The sequence below is a fragment of the Paenibacillus sp. LK1 genome, from assembly GCF_002750415.1.
Lineage (GTDB): Bacteria > Bacillota > Bacilli > Paenibacillales > Paenibacillaceae > Paenibacillus > Paenibacillus taichungensis.
The window spans coordinates 550,554-565,009 of sequence record NZ_PEII01000001.1 but is presented as its reverse complement, the minus strand read 5'-3'; the positions used below and the strand labels follow the sequence as shown (position 1 = coordinate 565,009).

14 protein-coding genes are annotated in these 14,456 nt (G+C 46.2%); 13 read left to right on the top strand and 1 reads right to left on the bottom strand.

What is annotated here, in order from left to right; translation table 11 throughout:
• Nucleotides 1-4 precede the first annotated feature (4 nt).
• Nucleotides 5-1,747, bottom strand: a complete 1,743-nt coding sequence (locus tag CS562_RS02635) for a methyl-accepting chemotaxis protein (RefSeq protein ID WP_099853713.1) — start codon at nucleotides 1,745-1,747, stop codon at nucleotides 5-7.
• A 631-nt stretch (nucleotides 1,748-2,378) separates the two neighbouring features.
• On the opposite strand from CS562_RS02635, the gene rpiA reads away from it, so the two are divergent.
• The 13 genes from rpiA (at nucleotide 2,379) to CS562_RS02570 (ending at nucleotide 14,441) form a co-directional block, all read left to right on the top strand.
• Nucleotides 2,379-3,050, top strand: a complete 672-nt coding sequence (gene rpiA, locus CS562_RS02630) for a ribose-5-phosphate isomerase RpiA (RefSeq protein ID WP_076289446.1) — start codon at nucleotides 2,379-2,381, stop codon at nucleotides 3,048-3,050.
• A gap of 24 nt (nucleotides 3,051-3,074) precedes the next feature.
• Nucleotides 3,075-3,674, top strand: coding sequence for a GNAT family N-acetyltransferase (locus CS562_RS02625; RefSeq protein WP_099853415.1), 600 nt, complete (start codon nucleotides 3,075-3,077; stop codon nucleotides 3,672-3,674).
• Nucleotides 3,675-3,688: 14 nt separating this feature from the next.
• Nucleotides 3,689-4,147, top strand: a complete 459-nt coding sequence (locus CS562_RS02620) for a MarR family winged helix-turn-helix transcriptional regulator (RefSeq protein ID WP_024630132.1) — start codon at nucleotides 3,689-3,691, stop codon at nucleotides 4,145-4,147.
• Between the two features lie 174 nt (nucleotides 4,148-4,321).
• Nucleotides 4,322-4,831 (top strand): response regulator, encoded by a 510-nt coding sequence (locus CS562_RS02615; RefSeq protein WP_099853412.1) that lies wholly within the window; start codon nucleotides 4,322-4,324, stop codon nucleotides 4,829-4,831.
• A 57-nt stretch (nucleotides 4,832-4,888) separates the two neighbouring features.
• Nucleotides 4,889-5,860 carry an alpha/beta hydrolase gene (locus CS562_RS02610; RefSeq protein ID WP_099853410.1) on the top strand — a complete coding sequence of 324 codons (972 nt, stop codon included), beginning with the start codon at nucleotides 4,889-4,891 and terminating at the stop codon, nucleotides 5,858-5,860.
• A gap of 56 nt (nucleotides 5,861-5,916) precedes the next feature.
• Nucleotides 5,917-6,267 (top strand): C1 domain-containing protein, encoded by a 351-nt coding sequence (locus tag CS562_RS02605; protein WP_099853407.1) that lies wholly within the window; start codon nucleotides 5,917-5,919, stop codon nucleotides 6,265-6,267.
• Nucleotides 6,268-6,284: 17 nt separating this feature from the next.
• Nucleotides 6,285-6,998 carry a class I SAM-dependent methyltransferase gene (locus CS562_RS02600; RefSeq protein ID WP_099853404.1) on the top strand — a complete coding sequence of 238 codons (714 nt, stop codon included), beginning with the start codon at nucleotides 6,285-6,287 and terminating at the stop codon, nucleotides 6,996-6,998.
• Nucleotides 6,999-7,120: 122 nt separating this feature from the next.
• Complete coding sequence (locus CS562_RS02595) at nucleotides 7,121-8,107, top strand: N-acetylglucosamine kinase (protein ID WP_076289451.1); 987 nt, start codon at nucleotides 7,121-7,123, stop codon at nucleotides 8,105-8,107.
• Nucleotides 8,108-8,170: 63 nt separating this feature from the next.
• The gene (locus CS562_RS02590) at nucleotides 8,171-8,608 is read left to right on the top strand and encodes a GNAT family N-acetyltransferase (protein ID WP_099853402.1); all 438 of its coding nucleotides are present in this window, start codon (nucleotides 8,171-8,173) and stop codon (nucleotides 8,606-8,608) included.
• Between the two features lie 213 nt (nucleotides 8,609-8,821).
• Nucleotides 8,822-9,280, top strand: a complete 459-nt coding sequence (locus CS562_RS02585; RefSeq protein WP_076289453.1) for a MarR family winged helix-turn-helix transcriptional regulator — start codon at nucleotides 8,822-8,824, stop codon at nucleotides 9,278-9,280.
• The gene (locus CS562_RS02580; RefSeq protein ID WP_099853399.1) at nucleotides 9,277-12,444 is read left to right on the top strand and encodes an MMPL family transporter; all 3,168 of its coding nucleotides are present in this window, start codon (nucleotides 9,277-9,279) and stop codon (nucleotides 12,442-12,444) included. The genes CS562_RS02585 and CS562_RS02580 overlap by 4 nt, the downstream gene beginning before the upstream one ends.
• Before the next feature lie 193 nt (nucleotides 12,445-12,637).
• The gene (locus CS562_RS02575) at nucleotides 12,638-13,264 is read left to right on the top strand and encodes a GDSL-type esterase/lipase family protein (protein WP_076289455.1); all 627 of its coding nucleotides are present in this window, start codon (nucleotides 12,638-12,640) and stop codon (nucleotides 13,262-13,264) included.
• 121 nt (nucleotides 13,265-13,385) lie between these two features.
• Nucleotides 13,386-14,441 (top strand): phosphotransferase, encoded by a 1,056-nt coding sequence (locus tag CS562_RS02570; protein WP_099853397.1) that lies wholly within the window; start codon nucleotides 13,386-13,388, stop codon nucleotides 14,439-14,441.
• Nucleotides 14,442-14,456: the final 15 nt, after the last annotated feature.

Sequence of the window (14,456 nt, the reverse complement as noted above, 5' to 3'; positions counted from 1 at the left end):
TGAATTATTGTTTACTTACATTAAAATGCGAAATCAGTTCTTGCAGTTCCTCAGACATGCTGTTCAAACGGGTAGAGGAATCAACAAGTGTAATCAGTGATGCTTTTTGTTCATCAACAGATGAAGAAATCCGTTCACTATTATCAGCTGTCTTACTCACACTCGCAGACAAATCATCCGCAGTTGCGGTCATTTCTTCTGTACCTGCAGAGATTTCTTCTGTAGCACTGGATACTTCCTGGATCTGATTCGATACTTTCTTGGCTGCTTCCAGAATCTCTTCGAACAACTGACCCGTTTGATCAGCTACGCTGAGCCCTGTATCCACTTCAGACGTTCCTTGTTCCATCGCACGAACGGCTTGTCTAATTTCAGCCTGAATCTCCTGGATCAGTACGGCAACCTGGCTCGTGGATTCTTCAGACTGCTCAGCAAGCTTACGTACTTCACCTGCTACAACCGCGAATCCTCGACCTTCTTCACCAACACGTGCTGCTTCAATCGATGCGTTGAGTGCAAGCAAGTTCGTCTGGCTGGAAATGCCTGAGATGATATTCAGAATATCGCCAATTTCCTGCGAGCGGCTCTCCAGAACCTGAATGGCCGATGCGGTGTTTTTAACAGATTCCGTAATCAGATTCATCTGTTCGGATACCTGACGAACCACACTGTTTCCTTGTTGAGATCGACGTTCCATCTCATAGGCCTCGTCAGCTACACTCGCTGAACTGCTGGCAATAGTCTGAATGACGACAGCCATCTCGGACATCGCACGGGCACTATCGCGGGTTGCCTGTTCCTGCGCACGAATGTTGGATGTAATCTGAGTAACATTACTATTAATACTATCAGCATTCTCGCTGTTTCTCTCGGAGACTTCATACAGTTCCTTGGCAGACTCGTTAACTTCTTGCGAAGTGATTTGTACTTTGACGATCGTATCGTTGATCTTGCGAACCATGGTATTGAACTTTTCGTTCACAATGCCCAGATCGTCTTTGCCTGTCGGAATTTTGACATTCAAATTACCCCGGCTTACGTCATCAATCCCTTTGATCAGGTGACGAATAGGGGAGAGCGTGTTTTTGACAACAAGATATTGGATAATCAGGAACAACAGCAGGAACGCTACCAGGATGATTATTCCGTTCTTAAGCAATTTGTTCAGTCCGGCAGGTACTGCTGATGCGTCTGCATCGACTGCAAAGTAAGAGTAAATCTTGCCATTACTATCCTTGATCGGATAAGCAATGGTTGTCCAGGTTCCGAAGTCGTCGGAATAAAATGTGGTGAACGTTGGGCGATCCGTATTCACCATTTCTTTAAGTGCATTTGCCACAACGACAGGCTGTTCATACATGTCGCCGATATTTACATTTTCACTCTGGAAGGCTTCCTTCAGATTGGTTGGCATGGCAACCAGGGAAGTTAACCGCTTGTTATCTCCACCCAGCTCTACACCAAAGATGTAGGCTTGTGCAATGTTGGGATAATATTGTTGCATTTCATCGAAATAGGCACGCAATTTGGTTTGTGCTTTTCCATCGTAATTGGCTTCTGTAATAGCAGCCTGTACTTCGGTGGAATTAATGCCCTCTGCCCATTTTTTGGTGATTTGTTCTACTTGACCATGTAGCTGGTCAACGAGAATCGTTTTTTGAAAGTAATAGCTGCTGGCAATAAGTGCCACGCCGATAATAATGATGTTAGTAAATGAAAGTAACAGATTTTTGGAGAAAAAAGACATGCTTTTCCAACTTAATGATTTCACTAAAGTCCACTCCTGATCTTCTTTGAATTGATAATATGCTGAAGCCTTCATGATGCAAATTAAGTCATTCCCGTATCCCCTCCAAAGGTATAATATGCGACCATGGTCTTGGGTTTCTAGTCGCTATGTAGAGATATTTTTACCTAGATACCCATGGGTGTCTAATTATTAAAACACATCTATACTTAATATGTCGTATAAAATGTCGTCAAATTGAATAGTTTTGTTAAAACTTTTTTAATATTTTACGTATTTATGGACATATGAAGGAGTGATTTAGGTATTTAGAACTGTTTATTTAAAATAATTCCCATTTTTTAGTTTCATTCTGTATTCTATAACATGGTGGGTTAAAAAACATCCTAAAACATTGAAAAAATAGTGAAAACGACAGAAAACGGACTTTCTTCTGCCACACAAATCAGATATCAGGGAGGAGAAGCTAACCAAGAATGTACATAAGCAACATCAATGATACATGTGAAGCGGAGAAACAGGCCAAGTTTTCCAGTTCAACAAGTCATGCACAGATATACATCGGAAGCGGTTTTATCTATAATAACTACAGTATGCATTTCTCAAATCATGAGCAGGCGGGGGTTTATAGATGAATCTTAAACAGATAGCAGCTGAGCGCGCGGCAGAATATGTTCAAGATGGAATGAAGGTTGGATTGGGTACAGGATCAACGGCGTATTACGCTATTTGTCGAATTGGTGAGCGAGTACGTGAAGGGTTGAACATTCAGGCTGTAGCTACTTCGGAAGCATCGGACAAGCTCGCCAAAGAGTGGGGAATTCCGATCGTTCCATTTGATCAAATTGGACGTCTGGATCTTACCATTGACGGTGCAGATGAAGTTGATCCTGAGTTTAACCTGATCAAAGGTGGCGGCGGGGCGCTTTTGCGTGAGAAAATTGTAGCTGCAAACAGTGACAAACTGATTATTGTGGCGGATGGCAGCAAAGCCGTACAAAAGCTGGGGAAATTCCCGTTGCCAGTTGAAGTGGTTCCGTTTGCTTCAGAATGGACCTTCCAGGCGCTGGAGAAACTCGGATGTCATCCGGAATGGCGTATGGATGGGGATCAACGTTATCTTACGGATAATGGAAACCTCATTGCAGATTGCCGCATGGAAGCCATAGAACATGCTGCGGAGCTTAACGTTCAGTTAAATATGCTCCCAGGTGTTGTCGATAATGGATTGTTTATCAAAATGGCGGACACCGTCATTCTTGCGAAGGATGATGGCAGCATCGATGAGCGTCATCGTTCATGAACGGAAAGTGAGGTCATTGCATAGATGAGGGAAAACCCGTTAGTGGATGGTGAGATTGTTCTTCGATGTGTGGAGAAAGAAGATCTGACTGAACTCTATGAATTGATCTACAGTGAAGACGTACCGGAATGGAAGCAATGGGATGCGCCATATTATGCCCTTGAACATGAGAGCTACGAAGACTTCGAACGGAGCATGTTAAGAAGACTTGAAGCAACTCAGAGCAATGCTGATCCGGACTCCATTCGAATTATTGAGCTGAATGGACGAATCGTCGGTACAATCAGCTACTATTGGGAACATCGTCCATCCATGTGGCTGGAAATGGGAATAGTGCTGTATCGTTCAGCCCAATGGGGGCACGGGATCGGCACGCGAGTACTTCAGATATGGTCCAGCTACTTATTCGAGCAATTGCCACTGGCCCGGGTTGGGTTGACGACCTGGTCAGGCAATGAACGGATGATGCGTTCAGCTTCGAAGTCGGGACTGCAGGTAGAAGGACGCATGCGCAAATGCCGCATTGTGGATGGCAAGTATTATGATTCGATTCGTATGGGAATGCTGCGCGAAGAGTGGGAGCAGATACGATCTTCAGGCGCAGATCGAAATGTAAACAAGTGATGGAGGATTAAGAAATGCCGAACAACGAGGACAATCGGGAACTGTCTTTACAATTATTTGTGGTTCTCGCTCGCGCATATAATTCCGTTACATCCAGATCCAATCGGGATATCCAGAGTCATGGACTGAATACAACAGAATTTGGCGTGCTTGATTTGTTATACCATAAAGGGCCGCAGGCGTTGCAAAAGATCGGTGAAAAAGTGTTAATGTCCAGCGGCAATATCACGTATGTTGTGGACAAGCTTCAGAACAAAAATCTGCTGATTCGTCGAGCATCCAAGGAAGATCGGCGTGTCATATACGCTGAATTGACGGAGGAAGGAAGACATCTGTTCACACAAATCTTTCCTCAGCACCACCAGGTGATCATTGATGCGGTGGATGGGCTGGAACCTTCGGAAAAGGCGGATGCGATTCGTTTGTTAAAAAAGCTTGGTCTCGCCGCAGAGGGGAAAACTGACTTGCGTTAATAACGCAGGTCAGTTTTTTTATATGAATGTATGCCATTCGTCGTTCATGTATAATGAATAAATAGGTTGTATTTGAACGGGGACGATCGAGGCTGCTGAAGCTGCTGCAAGAGATTGAGAAAGCCTTTGTATAAGCAGTAGGGCTTAATTCGCGATTAGGAGAGTGATCATGTGATGTCTAATGAACATGGAGAGAAGAACTCATCGCACAAAACGATTGAACCGTTATCCAATCAGATGGTTCACGGCAAGGGGAGCCAAGAGCAGAGTTGTATATCTCTTCCGATATCAATCTTGCTTGCAGATGATAACGTCATCAATCGGCAAGTTGTGAAGATGCAACTCAAAAGGCTGGGCATGACGCAAGTGGATGCCGTCTCTAATGGGGAAGAGGCTAGCGAGGCCTTTCTTAGCAATAAGTATAGTATGATCCTGATGGATAACATGATGCCTGTAATGGATGGACTGGAGGCTACACGTCATATCAGAGCCATAGAACAGGATAAGATGTGGCACCCTATTCCGATTATTGCGATGACAGGAAATGTGATGGATGGAGAGAAAGAGAAATGTTTTGAAGCCGGGATGAATGATTTTATTGGTAAACCCTTCACGCTTGAAGCTCTAAACAACGTGATTCAGAAGTGGCAACAAGCATCACAGCCCAGAGAAATTACGAAATGATAGATAGTATACATACTTGTTTCACGTGGAAGATCGACTGAAAGAGAGGGGATGTTCATGTTATTATACAGCCTTGCGGTTCTGGTGCTGATCGTTCTTGCCTTACTATGGTTAGGTGGACTTTACTTCTTCAAAACCGCCATTCGGCGTGCTCCAAAATCATTTCTGGTTGACAATCCGAATCTGATGCCCGAACCGGATAACGAAATAATAAGCAGTGCGTCTGACTTGACGTGGCTTGATACGCAGCCAATCGAAGATATATTTGTTGAATCCCATGATGGATTAAAGCTGCATGGAACATGGCTTCCTTCCCCCAACGGATCGCAGCATCCAACGGTTATCCTGGCGCATGGTTATTCGGGAAAAGGCAGAGAGATGGCGGGCTTTGCCCGCTTTTATGCTGAAAAGCGGGGCTACAATGTGCTGATGCCGGATGATCGGGGTCATGGCCAAAGTGAAGGCAATATCATCGGATTCGGCTGGCTGGACCGTAGAGATTATGTTCAGTGGGTCCATTGGGTTCTGGGCAAGGTTGGCACAGAGACGGAGATCATCTTGCATGGAATTTCGATGGGAGGCGCTACAGTATTGATGACAGGTGGTGAAGCTCTCCCTGATCAGGTAAAGGCCATCGTATCGGATTGTGCGTATACCTCAGTGAAGGATGAACTGACCTTCCAGCTCAAGCAGCTATACAAGCTGCCCGCATTTCCGTTTATACCCGTTACCAGTCTTATCTCTAAATGGAAGGCAGGTTACTTCTTTGGGGAGGCATCGGCACTCAATCAACTCACCAAAGTTCAAGTTCCTGTTCTTTTTATTCATGGTGAGGCAGATAGGTTTGTTCCGACAGAAATGGTTTACAGACTATATGAAGCTTGTCCGACAGAAAAAGAACTGTTGACTATCCCCCGTGCGGGTCATGGAACAGCGTTTCAAGTGGATCGTCCCCGATACGAGGAGGTGCTGGAATCCTTTTTGACAAAGAACCTATCGAATTCTTCTGCAGTATCATCATTCATCTGATTCCAATAAAGCAACCTGGGTATTAAGTAGAAGATGTCCTTAAGGGGAGGTGCGAGATGCCATATACACCTAGAGTTTGTTCATATTGTCATGAAAAAATGGCAGAGAATGAGTTCAAATGCAAATCTTGTGGCAATCTGGTTACTACCAAAACGGTTCAGCCTGAACAACCGCACATGATTGAAAATGATGAATTGATATTGGATCGATATTCAATTGTGTTGCTTGTTCTGATGACACTGTTTCTTCCTCCGGTAGCCATGACCATCGGCGGCGTGATGTTATTTAGTGACAATACGTATAAGCAGGATACAGGTAAATTACTCGTAACTGGGGCATTCGTAGTGATGGTCATTCTCACCATTATTCTGTTTGCAGGTTCGGGGACATTGACGATTAATATCTAATCTATGGAGGTGCTTTTATGGCAAATGAACAATTTAAGGCTGCACGGAAAGCAGAGGCAGGTTACCATTCTAACTTCTATCAGAATAATGAATTATTCGCGTCCGGTACCTGGATGGCGAGGCCCATGCCTATGGTTATGGATATGTTGGAGCGTCTGCTTGCCCATAAGACGGAACTGCGAGTTCTCGATTTGGGATGTGGTGTAGGCAGACATACGATACCCATTGCACAGCGTCTCGGGCAAACAAACAGTGAAGTGATCGGCGTGGATTTGCTGGATGAGGCTGTAGATGGACTTCGCAAATATGCGAAAGAATATCAGGTTGATCATATCGTGCAAGCAGAGAAAGCAGATGTTGAGCATTACGCTATCGAGCCGGATCATTTTGATTATATTGCTGCTTGCTCTTGTCTGGAACATGTATCAAATAAACAAGCTTTAGTGGAAGCTATTGAACGTTTGCAAGCGGGAACCCGTACAGGCGGCATTCATTGTATCACGATGAGTACAAGTGTAGAGGAAAAAGAAATCAACACAGGACGGGAGCTTGAGCCGTTGATTGAATTGAATCTGCCCACAGCGGAGGCTATCGCATTACTGGAGAGGGCTTATACGAATTGGAATATTCTTCTTCAGGAATATGTAACACAGACGATCGAAGAGGAAAAATATGATGAACCGACACAGTTCCGTTGTGAACTGCTTCGTTTCGCTGCACAGAAACAGTAGCAGCCTGCCGGGATCGCGTAGTAAGGTCCCGGCAGTTCGTATTACTCGGTAGCTTAATAGGAACATCACGAGAAGCATCATGGGACAGGAGACATCATCACACCAGAACATGGGGGATCAGAATGAGTACATATGTGATTGGGATGGATGGCGGGGGAAGCCATACACGTGTAGCATTAGCCGATGAGAACGGAAAGGTTTTGACTTATGTGCAAAAAGGCGGTTGCAACCGCTATCATGATGCCAATGCTGAGCAGAATGTATTGGAGGGCATTGCTGAAGCCATTCGCGGAGCTGGGTTAGAAGTGAATCAGATTGCTTCCATTCAGGCGGGGATGGCAGGCCTGGATCGGCCTGAAGATACAGTCTGGGCTGAAGCGTTACTCGCCCAAACCGGTATATTAGGCAGAATCAGCGCAGTAAATGACACACATATTGCACATACGGCAGCTTTTGGCGGTGAGCCGGGCATTGTAGCTATTGGAGGCACAGGCTCTCTGATTCTGGGTAAAACGGAACAAGGGACCTGGCTCCGCAATGACCAGTTTGGCCACTATGCGCCAACAGCAGCTCGCTTTTTGGCTTATGACGCGGTGCATTCCATCCTTGCGGGACGTTATGGTCCGCAGGACCAACCCTGGATCGAACAGCTATTAGCCTATTGGAATGTAACTTCGATTCCGGAGCTTGCTGCACTGGGCGTATCAGGTTTTGCTGAAAATAGACAGGCCATCAATCGGATATTTGGTCAAATGGCTCCTTTAGTTACCGAAGCAGCAGCCGAAAATATTCCCCTTGCGGTCAGAGTATGTGATTCAGCAGCGGATACGGCCGTTGTGGGTATTCTCATGCTTGCATCATGTTTTGAAGATCAACAGGTGCGCATGACGCTTACAGGAAGTTGTCTGAGTACACCTTATATGGTGGAGGCCGTTCGAAAGGGGCTGGATGCAGCCTATACACCGGGTGGACAACAGATTCATTACATTACCAGCCATGTGCCGGCAGTCGGAGGTGCGCTGCTGGATGCATATCATTTGGCAGGAATTCAGGTGCCTGAAGGCATCACGTCTGATCTCCAATCGGAACTGAAACGGCATACGACTTGAACTTTTAAAGGCTAACGACTACAATACGATAACGGAATCAAGCAAGTTATAGGAGGAATCAGGGTGTTAATTCAATTGAAATCACGCATACAGGAGCCGGAAGTACAGGAGCTGTTGTCCTACTCGGTCTTTCCCGACCCGGATCACCTGAATCGTGCGTTACAACAGTATGTTGATAAGGAAGAGCTGCATTTGGACGGTTATGAAGACGAAGGCCAGCTGATCGGTCTGATTGGATATGAATCTACAGGAACGAGTGAGATCACCATTCATCATATTGCAGTTCTGCCTGAGAATCGTTTTAAAAATTATGGTCGTGGCATGATATCACAGGTGCTGGCCAAATATAACCCCGACAGACTGATCGCAGAGACCGATGTGGAAGCGGTAGAGTTTTATCGAAATACCGGATTCGTAGTGTACAGCCTGGGTGAGCTGTATCCGGGTGTGGAGCGATTCCGCTGTGTGCTGGAAAAAGAAGAGGAGCAAGACGAAGACTAGTAACTGTCTACTACTGTGTAACGTAAAGAGAGCATAATCATAACAGGATGTTGGATTTGGCGAAGCAGCTGAGTCGGACGTCCTGTTTTTTTGTCGTTTGTTTAAAAAAAATAGGAAAAACGTATTGCTTTGCAATATAGTTTCATTATAGAATAGTTTCATTGGAGAATAGTTCTATAAGTGAACTATATTTTGAGGGAAGGAGAATGAAGAATGAACACACCAGATGCTAGAAGTTTGGTTAACCGCTATTTGGATGCTTCTTTCCTGGTAACCAAACGGTTTGATACCCAGATACGTGAACGCTTGGGGCAAACGATTACTACTGATCAGTTCTGTGCACTTCGTTTGATCGAAGAGAAGCCGTTATGCACGCCCTCTGATCTGGCAGAGCTTTTATGTGTGGGCAAGAGCAGTATCACTGCTCTGGTTAACAAGCTGGTGGATCGGGATCTGGTCCATCGGGCCGGGGATGAGCGCGACCGTAGAGTGGTCTATTTGACTCTGACAGACAATGGACGTGAAGTATACAAGGAAACGGAACAGGAAATACAGCAGCTTCTGGAGCCATATTTGGTCCATTTCAAACCGGAAGAGGTTCAGAATTTCATTGAATCTTTTGAGAAGCTGGCAGCTCTACTAACGCATGAAGGAGGACAGGAGAACGAATGAGAACGATTTTGAAAACGCGATGGTGGTTGATGGGGCTATGGGTTGTTGTGGCTGCTGTATTAATGTTCACCGCCCCTAACATGAGTGAATTGATTCGGGAAAAGGGGCAGTTTTCGGTTCCTGAAGGACACTCTTCCACCCAGGCAGCGGCGATTTTGGAAGAAGCTGCAGCACAAAAGGGTGAGCAGCAGGGCAGCCAGTTGGCTCTTGTCTTTTATAATCCGGATGGTTTGGGTGCCGAGGGTAAAGAAGAGGCAGAACAGGCCGTTAAGAAACTGGAGGCAGAAAAGGAGAAACTTGGCATTCTGTCCATACTGGAACCTTTCTCTCAGCCTGAATTATCAGACAAAATGATCTCTGCGGATGGCAAGACGATCTTGACGTCGCTTTCTATTGATCAGGGAGACCGTACAGTCAAGGAAATGCGCGAAGACCTCAATGAAGCTTTGTCATCGGTCAATGTGGAGCATTACATAACCGGTAAAGGTTTGATTGATGAGGATACGGTGGAAAGTTCCCAAGAAGGACTCAAAAAATCGGAGTACATTACTGTAGTATTTATTTTGCTCATCTTGTTTCTTGTATTCCGCTCTTTTGTTGCTCCATTTGTTCCACTGCTTACGGTGGGAATCAGCTACATTGTTTCACAGCAGATTGTCGCGTTCCTTGTGGACGGACTTGACTTCCCTATATCGACGTTTACGCAGATCTTTATGGTGGCAGTCATGTTCGGGATCGGTACGGACTATTGCATCCTGTTGATTAGCCGGTTTAAGGAAGAATTGGCTCATCATGAAAATACTTGGGATGCCATTATTGCAACGTACCGCACAGCAGGCAAAACGGTATTCTTCTCAGCACTGGCCGTGCTGGTTGGATTCATTGCCATTGGTTTTGCGCAGTTTATGTTGTATCGTTCCGCGGTAGCAGTTGCTGTCGGTATTGCGGTGATGATGCTGGCATTAGTCACGATTGTTCCATTTTTCATGGCAGTACTGGGCAAAAGGTTGTTCTGGCCTTCCAAGGGTTCACTGGAACATGCCGAGAGCAAGATTTATGGTGCAGCCGGCCGTTTCTCCCTAAAACGTCCATGGGCAGCCCTTCTCATCGTTGCAGCGGTATGTGTGCCTTTGCTGGCAACTTACGATGGCAAACTGTCGTTTAACAGTCTCGATGAGATTGGTGAGAAATATGATTCGGTCAAAGCATTCAATATCATTTCGGACAGCTTCGGTCCGGGTGAATCCTTACCGGGTCAGGTCGTGATCCAGAATGATGAAGCTATGGATAACGCCAAGTACATGGCGCTCGCTGAAAAAATCAGCCGGGAAGTGGAGAAGGTGCCAGGGATCTCTGGTGTCCGCAGTATGACACGTCCAACCGGTGATGAGATCAAAGATTTTGAAGTGACACAACAAGTAGGGACATTGTCTGATGGTTTGGGCGAAGGTAAAACGGGTCTGGATAAAATCCGTGATGGCCTGAGCGAAGCCAGCAGTCAGTTAAGCAAAAATGAACCACAACTTAAAGAAGCTGCGGATGGGGCTGGAGAACTGACCAAAGGTACTTCCCAACTGCAGTCTGGTATTACACAGTTGTCGGAAGGACTTCAGCAGATTGAAAAAGGAATTCGTGACGGCTCCTCGGGTGCCGGTGATCTAAAAGCAGGTCTGCAGAAAGCCAAAACGAGTGCAGATCAACTTGCACAGGCCAACAATCAGCTGCTTCAAGCCTATCGTCAGGCAGGAGCAGGTGTCGCAGCGCTGGGTGATGGTGTAGGTGAACTGCAACAACAACTCAAAGGTGTATCTACAGCGTTGACCAGCTTGAATGAATCGTTCACAGCGCTTGAAGAGCGCTATCCTGATTTGCTGCAAGACGCCGATTATCAGCGGGTCAAAGGCACCCTTGGTGAAACAGGTACCGGCACGGCACAGCTTGCTCAAGGTTTGGGTCAAATTCAAACCAAGCTGGGAGAAGCCGCGGCTGGAATTAATCAGGCGAACGTTGGCTTTGCCTCCGCAGCTTCCGGACAGAAGGCACTTGCCGATGGTCTGGGTCAGATTGTGACGGGAATCAGTCAGTTGCAATCCGGTCTCAAACAGGCCGCTGACGGTCAAGGTAAAGTGATTAGTGAAATTCCTTCAATTCAGAAAGGGCTTGGTCAGCTTCAGGGTGGCCAAGAGAAAATTCAGCAAGGCTTCTCGGATCTGAGTGGTCAACTGACTCAATTGACAGATGGTCTTAATCAGAGTGTAGATGGAATCGAACAGGTTTCAGGTGGACTCGATTCAGCACAGGACTACCTGACACAATTGCAAAACTCTCCTGATTCCGATCTGGCAGGCTGGTATGTTCCTGAAGAAGCACTGAATAGTAAAGACTTTACACAGGTATTCGATACGTATCTGTCCAAAGATCGGAAAACGATGACGATTGACGTTATTTTTGCGGAAAATCCATATGGAACTGAAGCGATTGATCGTGTTCCGGATATTGAAGCTGCTGTACATCGTGCCGTACAAGGTAGTTCACTTGAAAAAGCGGATATTGCAATTGGTGGGGTAACCAGTATCTTTGCAGATCTGCAGGAAGTCTCCAACAACGACTACACGCGCACAGTTATGCTGATGCTTGCAGGAACGTTTATCATTCTGGTTCTGCTGCTCCGTTCAGTTATTATGCCGCTGTATCTGATCGTCTCGTTGCTGCTGGCGTATTTCACATCGATGGCCCTGACTGAAGCGATCTTTGTGAATATACTTGGGTTCTCGGGTATCAGTTGGGTTACGCCGTTCTTCGGCTTTGTCATGCTGATTGCACTGGGTGTGGATTACAGCATCTTCCTGATGGACCGTTTCAATGAGAACAAAGGTATGAGAGTCCAGGATGCCATACTGTACGCCATGAAAAACATGGGTACGGTCATCCTGTCTGCAGCCGTCATTCTGAGTGGTACCTTTGCCGCAATGTATCCATCGGGAGTTCTTTCGATGATGCAAATTGCGACGGTTGTACTCAGCGGACTGATCTTGTATTCTCTGCTATTCCTGCCATTCTTCGTTCCTGTAATGGTGAAAATGTTTGGCCGTGCCAACTGGTGGCCATTCCCGAACAAGGAACAGGCAGATTCCGTTGATTCGGATCGTAATATAGGCATGTAATGTAATGATATATGAAAGCCCCGCTGGATCCCCGGCGGGGCTTTCTGTGTTGTTTTGAACAATCTTTTATGAAACGGACAAATAAATGTGTATGCCTACGGACACCATCCCGCGCCTTGTCTCCGTTCCTCTCATACGATATATAGGAATTGTATATGGAGTGGTTTATAACACAGCAGAGAGGGGCGGCGGGATGGTATATCGATATGTGGCTATAGGAGATTCATTAACGGTAGGTACAGGAGCGCTGCTGGGCACCGGCTTTGTTCCTTTATATCGGAGAATGGCAGAAACGAATGTGCGTACGTTTGTATCCATGGAGAATTTGGGCGTGAATGGACTTACGTCAGGGGAAATGCTGCAGATGATATCCAACAATCCAAGAGTACGCCAATCACTGCGTGAGGCGGATATTATTACGTTGTCCATTGGTGGGAACGATCTCATTCGTACCTTCAAAGCAAGTGGCGGGATCCCGAATGCAAGTAAAATGACACAGGTGCTTGGGGATACTCGCAGTAACGTGTCCCAGATTATGAGGCATATCCGGCAGTTGAAAGGAAACAGTGTATATATGGTTCGTACGATTGGGTTGTACAACCCGTATCCGCAAGCGGCGGAAGCTGCATATTGGGTGCGGCAGTATAATTCCTTTCTGAATAGTGCAGGATCGGGGAACTATGCCTGTGCTCAGGTCTATGACCGGTTTGAAGGGCGTGAACGTGAACTGTTATTTTGGGACAGGGTTCATCCAAATGCAAAAGGCTATCGCGTGATTGCAGAACAGCTGAATCGTACAGGGTACTATCCATTTGCCTGATTAGCAGGCAGTTAAGCTTAGAATGAGTATTCACTTGGAGCTGACTAGACCGTAAGAAATACTTCCGTTAAGATGAGGACATATAGAGGTTGTATTATGTGAGGTAAAGGAGTTATTTTTGGTGCACATCATCGATTCAGGTTCCCTAAATGATTCAGAACAGCAGCTCATATCCACCGTTTTATCCTCATATGGCTTCACGTCCAACTGGAAAGCTCAGCGTGGAAAGGGAGGCATGAACAACTCTACCTTCATGGTAGAGATAGACGAAGAATGTTACGTGCTGAGGCAGTATGAAACGCATAATGATCAAATGAAAATTGCTTTTGAACATGAGGTGCTGTCTGCCTTGTCACGTTCAGAGTTTGAGCTTCATGTGCCTGCGCCCGTTAGCCTTCCTGATGATAAGCATGCAACATTTCTAGCTGTGCAGGATCGTTCCTCGGGCCGGAGCAAAATTGTGACGTTGTTCTATTATCGTGAGGGACATAATCCCGTGTGGAATACACCAGAGCAGCTGCGCGGACTGGGCAGGGCGGCTGGCATGCTGTCTTCCGTTATGGCGCACATTCCCATATCCCTGGCTCCCGTTTATCCGCCCTATTATCAGATTCAGGAGGCTTACCCGCTCTGTTCACCGGAGAAATTGTTACAACTATGCACCTCACCCCCGGATACGCTGATGGCATGTGCAGATGATCTGCAGAAGCTGAAAGTTGTATTGCCAGACTTATTCAATACGCTGCGAGGTATGGAGCTTTTGCCACATCAATTGGTCCATGGAGATTTAAATGCATCCAATGTATTGGCAGACTCTCAGGATATCATATGTGCTATTTTGGATTTTGAATTTGCCACATGGGATCTGCGGGTAATGGAGCTTGCTGTGCCCATGTCTGACCTGCTGACGATGGACAAGGAGCAGGCATGGATGTGGGAGGCTTTGGAGGGAATGATTCAGGGATTCAGGCAACAGGTCAACTTGGAACCAGAGGAGCTGAACGTGATTCCAGCGCTTATTTTACTTCGAAGTCTGGATGTGGTGATGCATTTTATCAGTCGATTGTTCGAAGGTACAGATGGGCCTGAAGTGGCTGTGCAGCAAATCAGGAAGCTGAGGGATCGGATAGACTGGATGAAAGGTAATGAGGAACGGCTGCGTAAGCTGCTGATTTAACTCTGCAACATGTGG

Excerpts from the sequence above, each read along its gene's own strand:
- CS562_RS02635 (WP_099853713.1), bottom strand. The coding sequence starts at position 1,747 with ATGTCTTTTTTCTCCAAAAATCTGTTACTTTCATTTACTAACATCATT.
- rpiA (WP_076289446.1), top strand. The coding sequence starts at position 2,379 with ATGAATCTTAAACAGATAGCAGCTGAGCGCGCGGCAGAATATGTTCAA.
- CS562_RS02625 (WP_099853415.1), top strand. The coding sequence starts at position 3,075 with ATGAGGGAAAACCCGTTAGTGGATGGTGAGATTGTTCTTCGATGTGTG.
- CS562_RS02620 (WP_024630132.1), top strand. The coding sequence starts at position 3,689 with ATGCCGAACAACGAGGACAATCGGGAACTGTCTTTACAATTATTTGTG.
- CS562_RS02615 (WP_099853412.1), top strand. The coding sequence starts at position 4,322 with ATGTCTAATGAACATGGAGAGAAGAACTCATCGCACAAAACGATTGAA.
- CS562_RS02610 (WP_099853410.1), top strand. The coding sequence starts at position 4,889 with ATGTTATTATACAGCCTTGCGGTTCTGGTGCTGATCGTTCTTGCCTTA.
- CS562_RS02605 (WP_099853407.1), top strand. The coding sequence starts at position 5,917 with ATGCCATATACACCTAGAGTTTGTTCATATTGTCATGAAAAAATGGCA.
- CS562_RS02600 (WP_099853404.1), top strand. The coding sequence starts at position 6,285 with ATGGCAAATGAACAATTTAAGGCTGCACGGAAAGCAGAGGCAGGTTAC.
- CS562_RS02595 (WP_076289451.1), top strand. The coding sequence starts at position 7,121 with ATGAGTACATATGTGATTGGGATGGATGGCGGGGGAAGCCATACACGT.
- CS562_RS02585 (WP_076289453.1), top strand. The coding sequence starts at position 8,822 with ATGAACACACCAGATGCTAGAAGTTTGGTTAACCGCTATTTGGATGCT.
- CS562_RS02580 (WP_099853399.1), top strand. The coding sequence starts at position 9,277 with ATGAGAACGATTTTGAAAACGCGATGGTGGTTGATGGGGCTATGGGTT.
- CS562_RS02575 (WP_076289455.1), top strand. The coding sequence starts at position 12,638 with ATGGTATATCGATATGTGGCTATAGGAGATTCATTAACGGTAGGTACA.